This is a genomic window from Enterobacter sp. 118C5, from assembly GCF_034107645.1.
Taxonomy (GTDB): Bacteria; Pseudomonadota; Gammaproteobacteria; order Enterobacterales; family Enterobacteriaceae; genus Enterobacter; species Enterobacter nematophilus.
Genome location: NZ_JAWNEU010000001.1, coordinates 736,764 through 756,377, shown reverse-complemented (window position 1 = coordinate 756,377; position 19,614 = coordinate 736,764). Strand labels below are relative to the sequence as shown.

At 57.0% G+C, this 19,614-nt stretch carries 18 protein-coding genes; 5 read left to right on the top strand and 13 right to left on the bottom strand.

Annotation, left to right across the window (positions count from 1 at the left end; genetic code table 11):
• Positions 1 to 22 precede the first annotated feature (22 nt).
• The 4 genes from UTO39_RS03495 to UTO39_RS03480 all read right to left on the bottom strand — a co-directional run bounded on the left by UTO39_RS03495 (position 23) and on the right by UTO39_RS03480 (position 2,450).
• The gene (locus UTO39_RS03495; protein WP_320726480.1) at positions 23 to 997 is read right to left on the bottom strand and encodes a DUF1852 domain-containing protein; all 975 of its coding nucleotides are present in this window, start codon (positions 995 to 997) and stop codon (positions 23 to 25) included.
• Between the two features lie 186 nt (positions 998 to 1,183).
• The gene (locus tag UTO39_RS03490) at positions 1,184 to 1,675 is read right to left on the bottom strand and encodes a type VI secretion system tube protein TssD (RefSeq protein ID WP_320726479.1); all 492 of its coding nucleotides are present in this window, start codon (positions 1,673 to 1,675) and stop codon (positions 1,184 to 1,186) included.
• Positions 1,676 to 1,678: 3 nt separating this feature from the next.
• Positions 1,679 to 1,954, bottom strand: coding sequence for a hypothetical protein (locus tag UTO39_RS03485; protein WP_320726478.1), 276 nt, complete (start codon positions 1,952 to 1,954; stop codon positions 1,679 to 1,681).
• Positions 1,929 to 2,450, bottom strand: coding sequence for a DUF2778 domain-containing protein (locus tag UTO39_RS03480; protein ID WP_320726477.1), 522 nt, complete (start codon positions 2,448 to 2,450; stop codon positions 1,929 to 1,931). The genes UTO39_RS03485 and UTO39_RS03480 overlap by 26 nt, the downstream gene beginning before the upstream one ends.
• Before the next feature lie 268 nt (positions 2,451 to 2,718).
• Between UTO39_RS03480 and UTO39_RS03475 the strand changes: the two genes are divergently transcribed.
• Positions 2,719 to 3,258: a DUF2058 domain-containing protein gene (locus UTO39_RS03475; RefSeq protein WP_252051211.1), complete on the top strand. Its 540-nt coding sequence runs from the start codon at positions 2,719 to 2,721 to the stop codon at positions 3,256 to 3,258.
• Positions 3,259 to 3,265: 7 nt separating this feature from the next.
• On the opposite strand, the gene UTO39_RS03470 is transcribed toward UTO39_RS03475, so the two are convergent.
• Together UTO39_RS03470 and azoR are read right to left on the bottom strand one after the other, a co-directional pair.
• Entirely contained in the window at positions 3,266 to 3,952 is a 687-nt protein-coding gene (locus tag UTO39_RS03470; protein WP_320726476.1) for an RluA family pseudouridine synthase, read from the bottom strand.
• A gap of 89 nt (positions 3,953 to 4,041) precedes the next feature.
• The gene (azoR, locus tag UTO39_RS03465) at positions 4,042 to 4,647 is read right to left on the bottom strand and encodes an FMN-dependent NADH-azoreductase (RefSeq protein WP_008502313.1); all 606 of its coding nucleotides are present in this window, start codon (positions 4,645 to 4,647) and stop codon (positions 4,042 to 4,044) included.
• Positions 4,648 to 4,852: 205 nt separating this feature from the next.
• Here azoR and hrpA point away from each other — a divergent pair, with 205 nt between their 5' ends.
• Complete coding sequence (gene hrpA / locus UTO39_RS03460) at positions 4,853 to 8,755, top strand: ATP-dependent RNA helicase HrpA (protein ID WP_320726475.1); 3,903 nt, start codon at positions 4,853 to 4,855, stop codon at positions 8,753 to 8,755.
• A 499-nt stretch (positions 8,756 to 9,254) separates the two neighbouring features.
• On the opposite strand, the gene UTO39_RS03455 is transcribed toward hrpA, so the two are convergent.
• The 5 genes from UTO39_RS03455 to UTO39_RS03435 all read right to left on the bottom strand — a co-directional run bounded on the left by UTO39_RS03455 (position 9,255) and on the right by UTO39_RS03435 (position 15,598).
• Complete coding sequence (locus UTO39_RS03455) at positions 9,255 to 9,914, bottom strand: O-methyltransferase (RefSeq protein ID WP_266178079.1); 660 nt, start codon at positions 9,912 to 9,914, stop codon at positions 9,255 to 9,257.
• Between the two features lie 73 nt (positions 9,915 to 9,987).
• A complete protein-coding gene (locus UTO39_RS03450) occupies positions 9,988 to 11,367 on the bottom strand; it encodes an efflux transporter outer membrane subunit (RefSeq protein ID WP_320726474.1) in 1,380 nt (459 codons plus the stop codon).
• On the bottom strand, positions 11,364 to 12,446 hold the full coding sequence (locus tag UTO39_RS03445) for an HlyD family secretion protein (protein WP_320726473.1): 1,083 nt from the start codon (positions 12,444 to 12,446) through the stop codon (positions 11,364 to 11,366). Before UTO39_RS03445 ends, UTO39_RS03450 begins: the two co-directional genes overlap by 4 nt.
• A 22-nt stretch (positions 12,447 to 12,468) precedes the next feature.
• Positions 12,469 to 14,121, bottom strand: coding sequence for an MFS transporter (locus UTO39_RS03440; RefSeq protein ID WP_320726472.1), 1,653 nt, complete (start codon positions 14,119 to 14,121; stop codon positions 12,469 to 12,471).
• Between the two features lie 157 nt (positions 14,122 to 14,278).
• Positions 14,279 to 15,598: an MFS transporter gene (locus tag UTO39_RS03435; RefSeq protein ID WP_320726471.1), complete on the bottom strand. Its 1,320-nt coding sequence runs from the start codon at positions 15,596 to 15,598 to the stop codon at positions 14,279 to 14,281.
• 64 nt (positions 15,599 to 15,662) lie between these two features.
• On the opposite strand from UTO39_RS03435, the gene UTO39_RS03430 reads away from it, so the two are divergent.
• Both UTO39_RS03430 and UTO39_RS03425 read left to right on the top strand, forming a co-directional pair.
• Positions 15,663 to 15,788, top strand: a complete 126-nt coding sequence (locus UTO39_RS03430; RefSeq protein ID WP_320726470.1) for a hypothetical protein — start codon at positions 15,663 to 15,665, stop codon at positions 15,786 to 15,788.
• Positions 15,789 to 15,925: 137 nt separating this feature from the next.
• A complete protein-coding gene (locus UTO39_RS03425; protein ID WP_320726469.1) occupies positions 15,926 to 16,720 on the top strand; it encodes a YdcF family protein in 795 nt (264 codons plus the stop codon).
• Positions 16,721 to 16,776: 56 nt separating this feature from the next.
• Here the strand turns inward: UTO39_RS03425 and gap are convergent, their stop codons facing one another.
• On the bottom strand, positions 16,777 to 17,778 hold the full coding sequence (gene gap / locus UTO39_RS03420; RefSeq protein ID WP_028013079.1) for a type I glyceraldehyde-3-phosphate dehydrogenase: 1,002 nt from the start codon (positions 17,776 to 17,778) through the stop codon (positions 16,777 to 16,779).
• A 188-nt stretch (positions 17,779 to 17,966) separates the two neighbouring features.
• Between gap and cybB the strand changes: the two genes are divergently transcribed.
• Positions 17,967 to 18,497 (top strand): cytochrome b561, encoded by a 531-nt coding sequence (gene cybB, locus UTO39_RS03415; RefSeq protein WP_151413810.1) that lies wholly within the window; start codon positions 17,967 to 17,969, stop codon positions 18,495 to 18,497.
• Between the two features lie 42 nt (positions 18,498 to 18,539).
• Here cybB and UTO39_RS03410 read toward each other — a convergent pair whose 3' ends face one another.
• Positions 18,540 to 19,607, bottom strand: coding sequence for an oxidoreductase (locus UTO39_RS03410; protein WP_320726468.1), 1,068 nt, complete (start codon positions 19,605 to 19,607; stop codon positions 18,540 to 18,542).
• Between the last annotated feature and the right edge of the window lie 7 nt (positions 19,608 to 19,614).

Here is a 19,614-nt window from a genome sequence, read left to right as displayed (position 1 = left end):
ATAAAAGACCTTTTTTGATGAATTAAAGCGTGTAGTTATCAGACCACTGCTCGAGAATGTGTTTATAAGGCTTGATGAAATATTCTTCGGTAAATCGACCCTGTTCAATCGCCAGCCGGCTTCGCTCTTCGCGGTCATAAACAATTTTGGTTAATGAATGATCCTGCTGGTTCAGATCCGGGCGATAAAACAGTCCCGCCGCCGAGTTCGCGTTGTAAATTTCCGGGCGATAGATTTTCTGGAACGTCTCCATCGTGCTGATGGTGCCGATCAGCTCCAGATCGGTGTAATCGCTCAGCAAGTCCCCGGTAAAGAAGAACGCGAAAGGCGCCACGCTGTTCTCCGGCATGAAGTAGCGGACCTTCAGGCCCATTTTGGCGAAGTACAGTTCCGTTAACGACTCGCCGTCCGGCGCGTACTCAATGCCCAGAACGGGGTGCTGGTTACCGGTGCGGCGGTAGGTGTCTTTGCTGGAAACGCTCAGGCAAATCACCGGGCCCTTTCTGAAGTTCTCTTTGTATTCCGGCGAATTAATAAAATGGCGGAAAATGTTGCCGTGCAGTTCGCCAAACTTTTCCGGAACGCTGAAGTGCTGTTGGTTCTTGTTGTGCTCCAGCAGCAGAACGCTGAAATCATAATCGCGCACGTAAGAAGAGAAGTTATTCCCGACAATGCCAGGGATGCGCTGATTATTTTTCTTGTCGACAATGTACGTCTGCAAAACCTCAATGGCCGGGAACGGCTTTTCCGCGCCTATGTTCAGGTCGACGGAGATGATTTCAAGCTCAACCGCGTAGCGATCGGCGGTTGGGTTATCCCAGCACGCCAGGGCGTTAAAGCGGTTGTTGATCATCACCAGCGTATTGCGCAGGTTTTCCTGACGTTTTTCCCCACGCGCCAGGTTGGCAAAGTTGGTGGTCGTACGCGTATTTTCAGACGGGTTGTAATTCTCATCGAAGCAACTGCGCTTAAGGGTATATGTGAAAGCTTTGCTCATTGTGGTTATGCATCCTAAGTTCATGTTGCTAAGAAGTTACCAATGCATAATTTATGCCTGAGCCCGCGGCGCAGGGGAAGTGACTTAATTTCAATGCAACATGAGCGAAGTTCATGAACCGCGAGATGCACGGTGGAGGCTTCAGGCAGGGAAGTGAAAGAGTAAGGGGCATTGAGCCCCTTAGGGTTATGCTGTAGGACGTTCGTTCCAGGCGTCGCTGTGCATGATGTTCCCATCGACGATGCGCCAGGTAATTTTTTCATACTGCAGGCTTACGCTTTCAACATGGTTCATTTTATCGTTGGCAGCGATCTTAACGTTCGGTACGCTGCAGTTAACACCGGTAACCTTTACGTTTTCCATTAATACGGTGTAATAACAGACCTCCTGTCCAGCATCATTAATATGATAGAACTTGATTTCAGCGCTTTTAAGCGCCTGCCCGGTAGATGCTGCTTTATAGAGATAAGGGGTGGAGCTATCAACTTCCTTTTCAATCCGCATGGATGAGTGTTGACGCGTGCCGGTGATCTTGCCGTTAGCGCTATCTACCGGGAGGTTTAGACCATGACTGAGCCCTATGATTTCAATGCTACCCTCACGGTCCTGAACATCTACGGAGCCTTTGATATGTGCTCCGCCATCGTCTTTAAGCCACATGTAGGGAGGAATTGGCATTCTTTATTTCCTTATTTTATTGATTAGCAGCATTGTTAATCGATAAATAGCCGTAGTAAGGGTAAATACAGTTAAAATATCGATATACGTATATGTGTCATATATTGTTTCAGCATTAACATCTCCATAAATAAAATCACATATGGAAGAAGCTACGTCATAATTAAAATAGATTTCAGCAGGCTCTAGCGTGCGACCTACCATCAGGCTAACGAGCAGAAACCAGATCGTTTTGAACAGCCTGATGCTCCATTTACGGGCAAGTGTTGGAATAGCCACTTTCTACCACCTCAACCCAGCCGCGTGCCATCAGCGAGCGCATACAGGGAACCTGAATAAGTTCAGTATTCATCAAAGAATTACGGATCAATGCATAATCAGAATTATGTGCAATCGTTATACATCCTTCAGATACCGTTCCCGGATGCAGTCGAAACAATCCACGGTATACGTTTTCAATCCAGGTACCATCGTCGATTCCCCAGTCATCCTTGTATAAGGCAAACCATTCATCGCGGCCAAATTCCGCTCCGGATCTCACCTTGTTCCACCGATCCTGAACCTTCGCTTTTAATCCGGAAAGAAAACCTCCACTCCCTCTGTCAACAATCCAGTATTTACCTGGAGGAATTGGGCCCGATCCTTTAACAGCACCACAGAAGCCATTGTTTCTGTAAACGCCTTGCCCGGAATGTGCCATAAATACGCCAACGCCATGCAGGTTAAAAGGCGCATAGTCTGCACCGTTAAGCATCATTGTCCCTCTTAAGGCCATATTTTCTCCGTATCCTTATAAAAACAAAAAGGCAGCCTACTACTGAAGCGAGCACAGATATTCAACCCTCATCATATTTATGAACTGCTCAGTTTTTTTAAGAAAATGACCAGGCAATTTTTAACCACTATTCAGGCATTAACGTTAATAAATGCTGTATGAATAATGAACCTGATTCAGGTAACAAAACGGTGCGCCTACTTCTCTGGCACACCCTCCCAAATTCCCGCTATAATCCCCAAAATTTCCAACCGGTTTAGAAACGATCATGACAAAACTCACCTTACAAGAGCAGATGCTGAAAGCGGGCTTAGTCAGCAGCAAAAAAGCGGCGAAAGTGCAGCGCACGGCAAAGAAATCACGCGTTCAGGCACGTGAGGCTCGGGAAGCGGTAGAAGAGAACAAGAAGGCGCAGATCGAGCGCGACAAGCTGCTGAGCGAGCAGCAGAAGCAGGCCGTGCTGGCGAAAGAGTTTAAAGCGCAGGTGAAGCAGCTGATCGAGATGAACCGCATCACCGTGGCGAAGGGCAACATCACCTTTAACTTCACCGACGGCAATCTGATCAAAAAAATTGAGGTCGATAAGCAGACGCAAACTCAGCTCATCAACGGCCGTCTGGCCATTGCGCGCCAGGTGCTCAATGCAAACGGCGACTGTGAATACGCGATCATTCCGGCGGTGGTGGCCGATAAAATTGCCCAGCGCGATGCCGACAGCATCGTGCTTAACAGCGCGCTCAGTCAGGAAGAGCAGGACGAAGACGATCCGTACGCGGACTTCAAAATCCCTGACGATTTGATGTGGTAAACCGCGTTCAGAACGGGGCGGCGTGACGGGCGTTAACCGGCTCTCCGCTCACGGGATGAATAAAATTCAACTCGCTTGCGTGCAGCATCAGCCGGGGCGTTCCGTTAGTCCCCGGTGCTTCAAGACCGCCATACAGATCGCAGCCCAGAATAGGGTGCCCCAGCTGCTGGCAGTGGATGCGCAGCTGGTGGGTTCGCCCGGTCTCCGGTATCAGTTTCACACGCGTTAACGGTAGCCCCGTCCCCTGGTAAAACCGTTCCACCACCCGATAGCGGGAGCGTGCGGGTTTACCGTTGACGGCGCAGATCGACATCAGCGGGAACAGCGCCGGGTCTTTGGCAATGGGCGCGTCTATTATTCCCTCGTCGTTTTCCAGATGTCCGCAAAGCAGGGCGCTGTAAACTTTCTCCACGCTGTGCTGGCTGAACTGCTGGCAGAGCGCCGCGTTGATGGCTTTATTGCGCGCAACCACCATCAGCCCTGACGTGCCGAAATCCAGACGGTGTACCAGCGTGCAGCCGGGGAACGTCTGGACCAGACGATAATGGACAGAATCGAAGTTTTGCGGGTTTTTGCCCGAGAGGCTGAGCAGGCCGGAAGGCTTATTAATCAGCAGCAGATGTTCATCCTGCCAGAGGATCTCAATGTCGTCGTGACACGGTGGGGCAATAAAAGAATCGATAATCGCAGACATCAGGCCGCCCGGCTGGAGAGTGGGTGCGGATGATAGCGAAATGCGGGGAAAAGAAAAACCCTCCCACCGGGCGGTGAGAGGGCAAAATCTTACGCTGCGACCAGGCTGTCGATCGCGGCTTTTGCGTCGGTCTGCGCTTTGGTCGCCACTTCCGGACCGTAAGCGATACCTTCAGCGAACACGAAGTTCACGTCGGTGATGCCGATGAAGCCCAGGAACAGGCTCAGGTACGGCGCAACCAGGTCAGTTGGGGTATCTTTATGAATACCGCCACGGCTGGTCAGGACGATCGCACGCTTGCCTTTCACCAGACCTTCAGGGCCGTTCTCGGTGTAGCGGAAGGTTACGCCAGCGCGCGCCACCAGGTCGAAGTAGTTCTTCAGCTGGGTAGGAATGTTGAAGTTGTACATTGGGGCGTTGATGACGATAACGTCGTGCGCCTGCAGCTCAGCAATCAGCTCGTCGGACAGGGCCAGAGCTTCCTGCTGACGCGGGGACAGCGGCGCATCGCTCGGGCGCAGCGCGCCAACCAGCTCGCCGTCCAGGACAGGAATTGGGTTTGCTGCCAGGTCACGCACGGTGATTTCGTCTGCAGAATGCTGTTCACGCCACTGCTCAACGAAGTAATCAGACAGCTGACCAGACTGAGAGTACCCTGCCAGAATGCTGGATTTCAAAACTAATACTTTGCTCATGGGTGATTCCTGTTGTTGCATTTGATTGAAGGGGGTTGCCCCGTTGCTTGTTGACACTTTATTCACAATCCTGCCACAGAGATAGCGCAATATATCGAAGCCTATGTTCGAATTTTTTGAATAAGGCGCTAAAAGCGTCAATGTGGTACTCTATAGCAATCATTAAAAAGAGATTTTACCCGGCAGAGCACTGCCCGTTAACGCTATGACAGAACAACCAAAAATCACCTTCCCGATGCTCCTGCAACAGCTTGATTCCCTGATGCTGCGCGATAAACAGCGGTTTTCCCGCCGGCTGCACGGCGTGAAGAAGGTTAAAAATCCTGATGCACAACAGGCCATTTTCCAGGAGATGGCGAAAGAGATTGAACAGGCGGCAGGGAAGGTTGTGCTGCGCGAAGCCGCACGCCCGGCAATTACCTACCCGGAAAACCTGCCCGTCAGCCAGAAGAAACAGGACATCCTTGAGGCCGTACGCGATCACCAGGTGGTGATTGTCGCCGGGGAAACCGGCTCGGGGAAAACCACCCAGCTGCCGAAAATCTGCATGGAGCTGGGGCGCGGGCTAAAAGGGCTGATTGGCCACACCCAGCCGCGTCGTCTGGCGGCGCGCACCGTGGCGAACCGTATTGCCGAAGAGCTGCAGACGGAGCCGGGCGGCTGCATCGGCTACAAGGTGCGCTTCAGCGACCACGTCAGCGACAACACCATGGTCAAGCTGATGACGGACGGTATCCTGCTGGCGGAAATCCAGCAGGACCGCCTGCTGATGCAGTACGACACCATCATCATTGACGAAGCGCACGAGCGCAGCCTGAACATCGACTTCCTGCTCGGCTACCTGAAAGAGCTGCTGCCGCGTCGCCCGGATCTGAAAATCATCATCACCTCCGCGACCATCGACCCGGAGCGCTTCTCGAAGCATTTCAACAATGCGCCGATCGTTGAGGTCTCTGGCCGAACCTATCCGGTTGAAGTGCGCTACCGTCCGATTGTGGAAGAGGCGGACGATACCGAGCGCGATCAGCTGCAGGCCATCTTCGACGCCGTCGACGAGCTGGGCAACGAGAGCGCGGGGGACATCCTGATCTTCATGAGCGGCGAGCGCGAAATTCGCGACACCGCCGACGCGCTCAGCAAGCGCGACCTGCGCCACACCGAGATCCTGCCGCTTTACGCGCGTCTGTCGAACAGCGAGCAGAACCGCGTGTTCCAGCCGCACGGCGGGCGCCGCATCGTGCTGGCGACCAACGTGGCGGAAACCTCGCTGACCGTGCCGGGCATCAAATACGTGATCGACCCGGGCACGGCGCGCATCAGCCGCTACAGCTACCGCACCAAGGTTCAGCGCCTGCCGATTGAGCCGGTCTCTCAGGCTTCCGCTAACCAGCGTAAGGGCCGCTGCGGCCGCGTGTCGGAAGGGATCTGTATTCGTCTCTATTCCGAAGACGATTTCCTCTCGCGTCCGGAATTCACCGACCCGGAAATCCTTCGCACCAACCTGGCGTCCGTTATTCTGCAGATGACCGCTCTGGGGCTGGGCGACATTGCGGCGTTCCCGTTCGTCGAAGCGCCGGATAAGCGCAACATTCAGGACGGCGTGCGCCTGCTGGAAGAGCTCGGCGCCATTACCACCGACGAGCAGGCGAGCATCTATAAGCTGACGCCGCTGGGCCGCCAGCTCAGCCAGCTGCCGGTCGACCCGCGCCTGGCGCGCATGGTGCTGGAAGCGCAAAAGCACGGCTGCGTGCGCGAGGCGATGATTATCACCTCGGCGCTCTCCATTCAGGACCCGCGCGAGCGTCCGATGGACAAGCAGCAGGCGTCGGACGAAAAGCACCGTCGCTTCCACGACAAAGAGTCCGATTTCCTCGCCTTCGTGAACCTGTGGAACTACCTCGGCGAGCAGCAGAAAGCGCTCTCCTCGAACCAGTTCCGCCGCCAGTGCCGCGTGGATTTCCTCAACTACCTGCGCGTGCGCGAATGGCAGGATATCTACACCCAGCTGCGCCAGGTGGTGAAAGAGCTGGGCATTCCGGTCAACAGCGAGCCGGCGGAGTACCGCGAAATTCACATCGCGCTGCTGACCGGCCTGCTGTCCCATATCGGGATGAAGGATGCGGACAAGCAGGAATATACCGGCGCGCGTAACGCCCGCTTCTCCATCTTCCCGGGTTCCGGCTTGTTCAAGAAGCCGCCGAAGTGGACCATGGTCGCGGAGCTGGTGGAAACAAGCCGCCTGTGGGGACGCATTGCCGCGCGTATCGACCCGGAATGGGTTGAGCCGGTGGCTCAGCACCTGCTGAAACGCTCGTACAGTGAACCCCACTGGGAGCGCGCGCAGGGCGCGGTGATGGCAACCGAGAAAGTGACCGTTTACGGCCTGCCGGTGGTCGCCGCGCGCAAGGTCAACTACAGCCAGATTGACCCGGCGCTCAGCCGCGAACTGTTTATCCGCCACGCGCTGGTGGAGGGGGACTGGCAGACGCGTCACGCCTTCTTCCGTGAAAACCTGAAGCTGCGCGCCGAGGTCGAGGAGCTTGAGCACAAGTCCCGCCGTCGCGACATTCTGGTGGACGATGAGGCGCTGTTTGAGTTTTACGACCAGCGCATCAGCCATGATGTTATCTCTGCCCGCCACTTCGACAGCTGGTGGAAGAAGGCCAGCAAAGAGACGCCGGACCTGCTCAACTTCGAAAAGAGCATGCTGATTAAAGAGGGAGCGGAGTCGGTCAGCAAGCTCGACTACCCGAACTTCTGGCATCAGGGCAACCTCAAGCTGCGTCTGACCTACCAGTTTGAACCGGGCACCGACGCGGACGGCGTGACCGTGCACATTCCGCTGCCGCTGCTGAACCAGGTCGACGAGGGCGGGTTTGAGTGGCAAATCCCCGGCCTGCGCCGCGAGCTGGTGATTGCGCTGATCAAATCCCTGCCGAAACCGGTGCGCCGAAACTTTGTGCCTGCGCCAAACTATGCGGAAGCGTTTTTAGGCCGCGTCACGCCGCTGGAGCTGCCGCTGCTGGACGCGCTGGAGCGTGAGTTCCGCCGCATGACCGGCACCACCATCGACCGCGAAGACTGGAACTGGGATCAGGTGCCCGATCACCTGAAAATCAGCTTCCGCGTGGTGGATGATAAAAATAAAAAGCTGCTGGAAGGGCGTTCGCTTAGCGAGCTAAAAGAGGCGTTAAAAGGCAAAGTTCAGGAGACGCTTTCTGCGGTGGCGGACGACGGCATCGAGCAGAGCGGGCTGCACATCTGGAGCTTTGGCCAGCTTCCGGAAAGCTACGAGCAGAAGCGGGGCAACTATAAGGTCAAAGCCTGGCCTGCGCTGGTGGACGAGCGCGACAGCGTGGCGATTAAGCTCTTTGATAACCCGCAGGAACAGCAGCAGATGATGTGGCGCGGGCTGCGCCGCCTGCTGCTGCTCAACATCCCGTCGCCGATCAAGTATCTGCACGAGAAGCTGCCGAACAAAGCCAAGCTGGGGCTCTACTTTAACCCGTACGGCAAGGTGCTGGATTTGATCGACGACTGCATCTCCTGCGGCGTGGACAAGCTGATCCACGAGGCGGGCGGCCCGGTCTGGACGGAAGAAGGTTTTGCGAAGCTGCATGACAAGGTTCGCGCCGAGCTGAACGACACCGTGGTCGAGATTGCCAAACAGGTCGAGCAGATCCTCACCGCCGTGTTCAATATCAACAAGCGCCTGAAGGGGCGCGTGGATATGACCATGGCGCTGGGACTGTCGGACGTGAAGGCGCAGATGGCGGGGCTGGTGTACCGCGGCTTTGTCACCGGCAACGGCTTTAAGCGTCTCGGCGATACCCTGCGCTATCTGCAGGCGATTGAAAAACGTCTGGAGAAAATAGCTATCGACCCGCACCGCGATCGCGCGCAGATGCTGAAAGTGGAGAGCGTGCAGCAGGCGTGGCAGCAGTGGCTGAACAAGCTGCCGCCAGCGCGCCGCGAGGATGAAGATGTGCAGGAGATCCGCTGGATGATCGAGGAACTGCGCGTGAGCTTCTTTGCTCAGCAGCTCGGTACGCCGTATCCGATTTCGGATAAGCGTATTCTGCAGGCGATGGAGCAGATCTCCGGTTAAAACCCGGTTTTCTCCCTCTCCCTGTGGGCTGAGGAATCCCCAGTAATTTATAAGCAGAAGCAATAACGTTGTTTCAGAACGACTAAAGGCTTTCAGCGACGCCCTGGTCCGGCTGTAAATCGCCGAAGCGTTTCCGTAAGGCCGGGGCGAGGCGCAGGGATGCGCCGAGAGGGCGTGGCCTGCAGGGATGCAGGCTCATGCCCGACCCGATAGCCTGAAGGAATAAGCTGAGGGCACCGCGAAGCGGCGATTTACCGCCGGGAGCCCGGGTTGCCCGGGCGGGGGCGATTGAGCCGCCCTGGCACGTTCACCGAAACAGCATTTACAGAGTAGCAAGGAACATAAAGTGAACGGAATGACCACCACTGCCGTATGTTCCCCTCACCCTAACCCTCTCCCCAAAGGGGCGAGGGGATTGTTCAGTGCTAGCATTAATTTGTGGGGAATCCTCAGCCCTGTGGGAGAGGTTCGGGGTGAGGGCATCATCCCGCACATTTTTTCACCCGTTCACCATCGCCAGCGTAAACCCATCCCATCCTTTAACCCCCACCGTCTGCAGCGCGGTGGCGGTTAAGCGCGGGTTATCCCCAATCATCTCGATAAAACGCCGCACGCCCTGCACGCGCGCATCGTCGCTTTCCCCGTTAATGACTTCGCCGTCGCGCACCACGTTATCGCCGATAATCACCGTGCCGGAACGGGAGTAGTGCAGCGCCCACTCCAGATAGCCGGGGTTGTTCGGCTTATCGGCATCAATAAAGATCAGGTCGAACGGCGGAATGTCACCAAAATTTTCGAGCGAGTTCAGCGCCGGGCCTTCAATTAATTCAATACGATCGCTTAGCCCCGCAAGGTGAATATTCTGGCGGGCAACATCGGCATGCGTCGGGTCAGCCTCAAGCGTAATCAGCTTTCCGTCCGGCGGTAGGGCGCGCGCCATCCAGATTGAGCTATAGGCACCCAGCGTCCCGATCTCAAGAATGCGTCTTGCCTGCGTCATGCGCACGAACAGCGCCAGCAGCTGCCCCTGATTGGCCGCAACATCGTGTTCGGGTAACCCGGCGCGCTTGTTATTTTCAAGAACCTTCTGAAGAACCTCATCCTCAGGGATAAGCGAAGAAATCATGTAATTATCTACTGCAGACCATTGTTGTTGCATAGATTGACTCCTTGATAGGGATTGCCGGATGCGAAATGTAGGCCCGGTAAGCGTAGCGCCACCGGGCAGGTTTTCAGGCACTGACCCAGCCGCCGCCCAGCGCTTTATACAAATCAATCTGTGCCAGCAGCAGATTATTTTTTACCTGCACCACGCTGGTCTGGACCGAGTACAGCGTGCGCTGCGCATCAAGCACATCCAGATAGGAGGAGTACCCGTTGCGATAGCGGTTCTGCGCAATGCGCAGCGTCTCCCGGGCCACATCCTGCTGGGCAAGCAGCTCCGTCAGCTGTTCCTGATAGCGCGTAATGGCGTCAAGACTGTTATTCACTTCGGCAAACGCGTTACGCACGGTTTTTTCATACGCATACAGCGCCTGGTTACGCTGGGACTGGGAAATATCCACCTGCGCGTTAAGCGCCTGACGGTTCAGCAGCGGGGCGAGAATGCTGCCGCCCGCGCTCCAGAGCTGGAGCGGGTTGTCCAGCAGGCCGGAAAGGGTACGATCCTGAATCGATCCGCTGGCGGTCAGGTTGATCGACGGCAGCAGGCTGGCGCGTGACGCGGCAAGCGAGGCGTCAGCCGCGATCAGCTGTCGCTCGGCCTGCACGATATCCGGCCGACGATTCAGGAGCGTGGAGGGCAGCTGTGACGGCAGCGTCAGCGGCGTCAGCGCCGCAAAGCTATCGCTGCGCGCCACCGCGCCGGGATTGCTTCCCAGAAGCAGGCTCAGGGCATTCTCCTGCTGCGCAATCTGATGCCGCAGCACGGGCACCTGCGCCCGCGTTGAGCGAAGCTCGGAATCCGACTGCATCAGCTCCAGGCGCGAGCTGTAGCCCGTCTCAAGCTGGCGTTTGGCGAGGTTAAACGCCTCCTCGCGCGATTTCAGCGTGGATTCGGTCACGCGCAGCTGTTCATCAAGCGAGAGCAGGGTGACGTACCCGGAGGCAACGGACGACGCGACGGTGAGATCCGCGGCCGCGGCGGCGGCTTTTTGCGCCTCCAGCGAGGCCTCGGCTGCGCGAGAAGTGCTGCGGTTTACGCCCCAGATATCAACGTCATAGCTCGCCGTCAGGCTGCCTCTGTACAGCGTGCCGTAGACCGGCAGCCCGGTGGTGGCGGATTGCGAACGGGCGCGCGTTCCGCTTACCCCCGCGTCGAGCGAAGGAAACAGGCTCCCGTCGGCGGCAAAGACCCGCGCCTGATATTCGTTTATCCGCTCGCGGGCAATCAGCACGTCGCTGTTGTTTTTAAGCGCCCGATCCACGTAGCGGTTCAGTTCGTTGTCATGAAAGTTGCGCCACCAGAGCTGCTCCGCCGGGCTGGCTGGCCCCGAGTCGGCTCGCCACTGCGCAGGGATGTGCAGCGTCGGCTGCGCCGGCTTTACGTCGACGGACTGGCATCCGGCCAGCGTTACCGCCAGCACCAGAGCGGCTATCGGGCGAAGAGTCATTGCTTCGCCTCCCGCGTATCAATCGTCACCTGGACCGACATACCCGGACGCAGCAGTTTGTACGCGTCTTCTTCACCCAGCACCTCAATACGCACCGGAATGCGCTGGGCGATTTTGACAAAGTTGCCGGTGGCGTTGTCCGGCGTGATGGCGCTGAATTCAACCCCGGTCGCCGGGGAGATGCTCTCCACGCGGCCCTGATACGCTTTGTTGTTCAGGGCATCGACGGTGAACTTCACCGGCTGACCGACGCGCAGCTCCGCCAGCTGGGTCTCTTTAATGTTGGCGATCACCCAGTGCTGCGGCGGCACCAGGGTAGTGAGGTGCGTGCCGGCGGTCACGTACGCGCCGAGACGCACGGCAATCTGGCCGAGCTGGCCGTCGCGCGGGGCGGTAATGCGGGTGTTTTGCAGGTCAATCTGCGCCAGCTCCAGCGCCGCCTTGGCGTTTTCAACATCCGCCTCCAGCGCGCCGCGATTCACAATCACCGTCTGCAGATCCTGACGCGACATCTCAAGCGTGGCTTTCGCCTGGTCGATATCCGCGCTGCCCTGGGCCGCGCTGGCCAGCGCGGCATCGCGCTCGCGAATGGAAAGCGAACCGTCCGCCGTCAGATCCTTCACGCGCTTTAAATCCGCCTGGGTTTTCAGGCTCTGGGCGCGGGCATTTTTCAGCGCGGCTTCATTTTTGGCAATGGTCGCTTCGGCGCTTTTACGCTGCTGCAGGTTGTTATTCAGCGCGGCAATTTTCATCGCCAGCTGCGCCTCGGCCTGATGGACGCGCTGACGATAGATGCGGTCGTCGATCTGCAACAGCAGGTCGCCTTTTTTGACCTGCACAAAGTCCTGAACCTTCACCTCGGTGATATAGCCGTTAACCTGGGGGCTGATGAACGTCGTCTGGCCGCGCACGTAGGCGTTGTCGGTAAACTGCGCGTGGCGGGTAAACGGCGGCAGCTGCCAGGCGTAAAGAATGACCAGCACGCCGACAATACCGATGGCGGCGGCGGTGAAAACGGAAACAATGCGCACATTTTTGCGGGTGTTGGCCTGCTCTTTGGCGGCATCCTGCTGACTCATAAACTCTCCAGAAATATTTCAATTACCTGTTGCCGGTGGCGTTCTTCAGCGCCATACGGGCAGTGACGCGCAGGCGCAGCAAGCGCCATAAAATCCAGACCAGCGTGGCGGCGGCGATGCTCGCCGTCAGAAGATAAGTATCGTTATAGGCCAGAATGTTTGCCTCAAGGGTGGTCACCGTCTGTAGCTGGGTAATGGCCTGCGTTCCCAGCAGCGAACTGTCGCCAATCAGGCTTTTATACATCTGGGTATAAAGCTGAATTCGCTCGTTGACCAGCGGGTTGAGCGTGGTGAGCTGATCCGCCAGCAGGCTGGAGTGGTACTTCTCGCGCCAGGTCTGGAAGGTGCCAAGAATCGCCGACCCCAGCAGGCCGCCGAGGTTCTGACTCATGCCGAACATGACCGAGAAGCTGACCAGGTTTCGCGGGTCGGCGATCACCCCGCCAATAGCGGCCAGCATGGCGGGCGCCAGGAAGAAGGCGCTGCCGAAGCCCAGCAGGAACTGGCTGACCATCAGCTGATCCGGGCGGGTCAGGTTATTGGACTGGCTGTCCAGCAGCGAGGCCACAATCATCAGCGCCAGAGAGGTGACGATCGGCCACGCCAGCTTTGTGGGCTTGATGGTGAGACAGCTGGTGACGATCCCGCAGACGATCCCGGCGAAAATGGACCACGCCAGGTGGGTCATCTGCTCATTCTGTAACCCCACGTACTGTAGCCAGCCGATGACGCCGGTGTTTTGCTCCGCCAGCACGATGCGGATCAGCAGCATAATCAGCCCCAGGCGGACGATGCTGCCGCTCGACAGCCAGCGGGTGTTCAGCAGCGGGTTGTCGCGGTTATGTTCAAACACGATGGCAGCCACAATCAGCACCAGCGATAGCGCCAGCGACCAGCCGATCCACGGCGCCTCGAACCACCATTCAAGACGGCCCAGCGAGAGCACGGCGCAGAGCAGGGCCATCCCGGGGGCCAGTAAAAAGAAGGTGATAAAGTCTTTCTTCTCAAAGACCTTGCGTCGGTCGCCCGGCGGCAGCTTTAAGGCGATTACGCAGGCCAGGGAGATCAGCGCCAGCCCCAGTTCAAAGAAATAGAGCCCGCGCCACTCGTCAAGCTGGAGAAGCTCAGTAGAAAACAGGCGCGCCAGCGGAATAGCGAGCGACGATCCGGTAATCCCGATGGTGAGCGCCTTCAGGCGGTGCTTCGCTGGCCAGGCCTGGATCTGGTAATAAATCCCCAGCGAGCTGAGCGCGGCGGCCACCATCCCGTGCGCGGCGCGCACCATCAGCGCGGAGCTGAGGTCGTTAACGAACAGGTGGAAAAAGGTGACCAGCACGTACAGCACCAGAAAACCTTCCGTGAAGGCGCGCAGGCCGTACTGTTGACGGAATTTGACCAGCAGCAGGTTGATGGAGATGTTGGTCATCACATAGACCGCGGGCAGCCAGGCGATTTCGGTCGACCAGGCCCCGAAGGTCCCCTGCAGGTTTTGCAGGTTGGCGGTGACCACCGCATTGCCCAGTGCCCCCGTCAGGCACACCAGCAGCCCAACGACGCCGTAGGCGACGCGTTTTGGCGTACTGTGCTCGGGGGTGGAAGGCGAACCCAGCAGGGCGGGTTTCTCATGTGGCTGCCACTCGCGAGGAGCATAGGGGTCGCGTTCGGGCAGGCGCATAACGTCATTACCTTAGAAATGATTGAATAATTAGCGGGCTGGCGATTCTACGTCTGCCGCAAATGATAATTCAAGTGAATATGATTTGCGCATGTTAATCAAATGTACGAGAGAAATTTAAGGAAAAAGAGCGGCCCGCGGGACGGGCCGGGAAAGGTCAGAGACGTTCGGGCTGCGCCTGGACGAGAGTTGCACGCTTAACGCGGCTGGCGCAGAAAATCGCGACTAAGGAGATGGCTACCGTGACGGCAAGATACCAGGCCACCGGAACCCAGTCGCCGTCATATTTTGCCAGCAGGCCGGTGGCAATCAGCGGGGCGGTACCGCCGGCCAGCGCGGCACCCAGCTGATAGCCGAGCGTAATGCCGGTGTAACGCACGTTTGCGCTAAAGATTTCAGAGCACAGCGTACCGAGTACCGCGGTGACCGGCGCCCACAGTACGCCAAAGGCGATGACCGTCGCGAGCACAATGCCCCAGGTGGTACCGGTATTGAGCAACATAAACCACGGCACGATAAACAAGCCCAGGATAAAGACGCTCGTGGCATACATGCGCTGACGGCCAATTTTATCCGAGAGCAGCCCCATTAACGGAATCATTATCGTGGCCACCAGGGCTCCCAGCGTCACGGCCTCCAGCGCCTGCGATTTTTGATAGGTCAGCGTGCTGGTGGCATAGCTCACCACAAACGTAGAGAAAATATAGAACGGCGCGGTTTCCACAACCTTGAGGCCGGCGGCGATCAGCACTTCACGCCAGTGATGCTTCAGCGTATCGCGCAGGGGAGCCTTAGCCACCTGGCCGGACGCTTTGACCTTCTGAAAATCAGGCGTTTCATCGATATCTTTTCGGATCCACAGGCCGAGCAACACCAGAACCGAGCTCAGCAGGAACGGGATACGCCAGCCCCAGGAGAGAAAATCCTCCTCGCTGAACATCGTCATCAGCGAAACGATAAAGGTCGCCATCAGCATGCCGATGGTCACGCCCGCCTGTGGAATGCTGCCGAAGAACCCTTTGCGTTGTTGGGGCGCGTATTCGTAGGCCAGCAGCAGCGCGCCGCCCCATTCACCGCCTATGCCCATCCCCTGAATGATACGCATCAGGATCAGCAGAGCGGGCGCCCACAGGCCAATCATCTCATACGTGGGCAGCAGGCCAATCATAACGGTTGCACCTCCCATCAAAGAGAGGGTCAGTACAAGGGTTTTTTTACGACCAATGCGGTCGCCGATGTGCGCGAAAAGTACCCCGCCAATGGGACGTATAAAAAAGGTTAATGAGAAAGAGAGATACGAGAGAATGAGTCCGATCACCGGATCGACCATCGGGAAAAAGATCTTATTAAAGACCAGCGCGGCCGCCGTACCGTAGAGGAAATAGTCAAACCATTCAATGGCGCTCCCGGTAAGGCTGGCGATTAATACCTTCTTATTTTTTCGTAATACCGTCGTCGTACTTTCATGTTCTGTCATGACCTGAAACCCCGCCACGTTGATGATGTATGAGGTGTCACCTGGCGCGCTTCAGGTGCAACCCGTGAAGATGAAAAAGGTTGTGAAATTGTTAAGCAACTTAGGGTTCGATGTTGTATTTGGCAAGCGCGGGCGGGCTGAAACTGGTCAGATCACGGTTAAATTAGCAGCGTTGGGTGCTTTTTCATGACGCCTGTACAATACAATGTTTTGTATGGCTGGAAATCAAAAGCATAATAGGCAGGTGCAACCTGATGATTTTTGGATGTTTCTGGTTATTTCAGAAAAACGATAAATTCGGCGATTCAACAACGTGAGGAGTTGACCATGGTTCAGCCCCATTTTCCCCTTCTGGCGGATGCCACGCTGGCGGCCATCAATACTGTCGGCGCATGGCTGGCGCAGGACGACCTGAGCGCAACCCGTCAGGCTCCGGCGATTGATGCGGTGATCCTGGCTGGCAACGCGGCGATCCCAACCATTGACGCGGCCTGCCGTATTGCCTCTCAGAATGACGTGCCGCTTTTAATCAGCGGCGGCATCGGCCATTCGACCCCGTTTTTATATGAAGCGATCCGCAATCACCCGCGTTACCACGCTCTACCGGTCGCGGGGCGGGCAGAAGCAAGCATTCTTGCCGACGTTGCGCGGGAGTTCTGGCAGATCCCCGGGGCGCGCGTGTGGGTTGAAGATCGCTCCACCAACTGCGGTGAAAACGCGCGTTTTAGCTGGAGCATGCTGAAAGAGCGCCAGCGGACAAGCGGGCGCGTGCTGGTGGTGCAGGACCCAACGATGCAGCGCCGCACGATGGCGACCTTTGCCCGCGTGTGCCGCGATGAGCCCGCTTCGCCGCAGTGGATAAGCCATCCCGGGTTTACGCCGATGCTGCAAAACGGAAAAGATGGCGTGGAGTTTAGCGGGGACAGCGCTGGGCTGTGGCCCGTTGATCGCTACCTTTCGCTGGTTCTGGGTGAGCTGCCGCGGCTGTATGATGACGTTAACGGCTATGGCCCGGCTGGACGTGATTATATCGCCCACGTTGCCTTTCCGGAGGCGGTGACTGCCGCGTGGAAACAGCTACAGCAGGACCGTGTCCTGAAGAGCGCACGTAAAATAATTTAGGCACGGAACAATCCCCTCGCCCCTTTGGGGAGAGGGTTAGGGTGAGGGGTTGGAAGTCACAGCGCAGCAAACTTATCCAGCGTGCGCACCAGCTGGGTCACAAAACCATACTCGTTGTCATACCACGCTACGGCTTTCACCAGCTGTAGATCTCCCGCTTCAGAGACCTCCGTCTGCGTGGCGTCGAATACCGAGCCATAGTGCGAGCCAATCACATCTGAAGAGACAATCTCGTCATCGGTATACCCGAACGATTTATTTCCCTGGGTCGCCTTTTTCAGCGCGGCGTTGATCTCCTCGACCGTCACCTTTTTACCCAGAATCGCGACCAGCTCGGTTACCGATCCGGTTTTCACCGGCACGCGCTGGGCGTGGCCCTTCAGTTTGCCGCTGAGCGCGGGGATCACCAGGCCGATGGCTTTCGCCGCACCGGTGGTATGCGGAATAATATTTTCAGCCGCCGCCCGCGAGGCGCGCAGATCTTTCCCGCGCGGGCCATCCACCAGCGCCTGGGTGCCGGTGTAGGCATGAATGGTGGTCATGGTGCCCACTTTAATTTCAAACGCGTCGTTCAGGGCTTTTGCCAGCGGGGCGAGGCAGTTGGTGGTGCATGACGCAACGGAAATAATGGTATCGCTGGCGTCAATGGTATCGTCATTCACGCTGTAGACGATGGTCTTCATCTCACCCGCGGGCGCCGAGATCAGCACTTTCTTCGCACCGGCGTCCAGGTGCGCCCGCGATTTCTCTTCAGAGGTATAAAAGCCGGTGCACTCCACGACGATATCCACGCCCGCGGCTTTCCACGGAATGTGCTTTGCCTCTTTTTCGGCGTACACCGCAATGGTTTTGCCGTCGACAATTAGCGCATCCTCGGTGAAATCCACGCTCCAGGGGAAGCCACCGTAGTTGGAATCATGCCTGAGCAGGTAGGCCAGGACTTTCGGGGAGGTGAGGTCGTTGATGGCGACGACGGTATTGCTGTCCTGGGTTTCAAGAAGGCGGCGCAGCACAAGGCGTCCAATGCGTCCAAATCCGTTAATGCCAATTTTACTCATGGTGTTCTCCTGTGAACGTGTCGATACGACAGTTTGAACTCATCCAGGCTTAGACCATCACGGACAGGGCGGCAATTGAAGATGCTTCATGCGAGGGGAAGTATTTGAAAAACCATACAGAAAAGTTAATGAATTTTTAAGGAAAGGAGATTATGTTGGCGCGGTGACTGTTTTTTTCAGGAAATCCCATGCGCACTAAATATACAAGCCTGCAAATCACGATTCACTGGCTGGTGTTTTTGTTAATCGTCGTCGCCTACTGCGCGATGGAATTCAGAGGCTTTTTCCCGCGTACCGACCGCCCGCTTATTAATATGATCCACGTCTCCTGCGGGATCTCGGTTCTGGTGCTGATGGTGGCGCGATTGCTGATCCGCCTCAAGTTTCCCGCACCGCCCATTCAGCCGAAGCCCAAAGCGATGATCACCGGGATGTCCCACCTGGGGCATCTGATCGTCTATCTGCTGTTTATTGCGCTGCCGCTGATTGGCATCGTGATGATGTATAACCGCGGAAACGACTGGTTCGCCTTTGGTCTGGCGATGCCTCACGCGGCGGAGGGGAATTTTGACCTGGTGGATGTGCTGAAGGAGTGGCACGTTACGCTGGCAAACCTGGGCTATTTCGTGATTGGTCTGCACGCCTTTGCGGCGCTGATGCACCACTATTTCTGGAAAGATAATACCCTTTTGCGCATGATGCCGAAAAAGCGACAGTAGTCTTTAACTCTTGCCGGGTGGCGCTGCGCCACCCGGCATTTTTTAACGCATCAGCGCACGCTCTTCATCAGTTAACGCCAGCGTCTGCGTTGACCCCGTCTCTGACGATTTCACCGCCGCTTCCAGCACGGCCATTACCGCTAACGCCTCGACAGGATGGACGGGATTGGCGATCTTCCCGAGCACTGCATCCCGCACGTTAATGTAGTACTGCCGCTGATCGCCCTTCGGGGTGGCAATCGTCTGCGGTTCGCCGTCAGCCCCAAAGAACACCATGCTGTCGTCGTCTTCGCCCCAGGCGTCGCTGCCGGGAAGCACGCCAGCAAGCAGCTGCGCTTCCTGCTGGTCGATTCTGGCTTTCACCACGCTGCCTTTGTCACCGTGGACGGTAAAGCGCGCCGTACCGCCAGCTACCAGCATGCTGGCGTGCAGAACCACCTTATGATCCGGGTAATTGAGGAGCACGTGCGCCCAGTCGTTAACCTCTGCGCCGTCGCGCAGCGTCGCGATATTTCCCTGAACTGACTCTGGCAGGCCAAACAGCTGAAGCGTCTGGTCGATCAGGTGAGGGCCCAGGTCAAACCACAGGCCGCTGCCGGGCACGTTCTGCTCGCGCCAGCGCACGCGCACTTCCGGGCGGAAGCGGTCAATATGCGACTCCAGATGCTTAACCTTGCCGACCGTGCCTTGCTCAATAATTTGCTTAATGCCGAGGAAATCGCTGTCCCAGCGGCGGTTGTGGAAAACGGAGAGCAGAAGCTGCTTTTCTTCCGCAAGGGAAATCAGGTCGCGGGCTTCCTGCATGTCCAGGGTGAAAGGCTTATCCACGACCACGTGTTTCCCCGAGTTCAGGGCCAGCGTCGCCAGCGGCGCGTGGGTGGCGTTAGGGGAGGCTATTACCACCAGGTCGACATCAGGATGTTGAATGGCTTCCTCGGGCGTGGCTACTACCAGCACATCCGGAAGATCGCGCTTCACCTTCTCTTCATCACGGGAAGAGACCACCGCCAGCTTAAGCCCGTCCACGGACTGGATCAGCGGGGCATGGAAGGTTTTACCGACAAAACCATACCCGATCAGCGCAATGTTGATTGTTTGAACTTTACTCATGACCTTC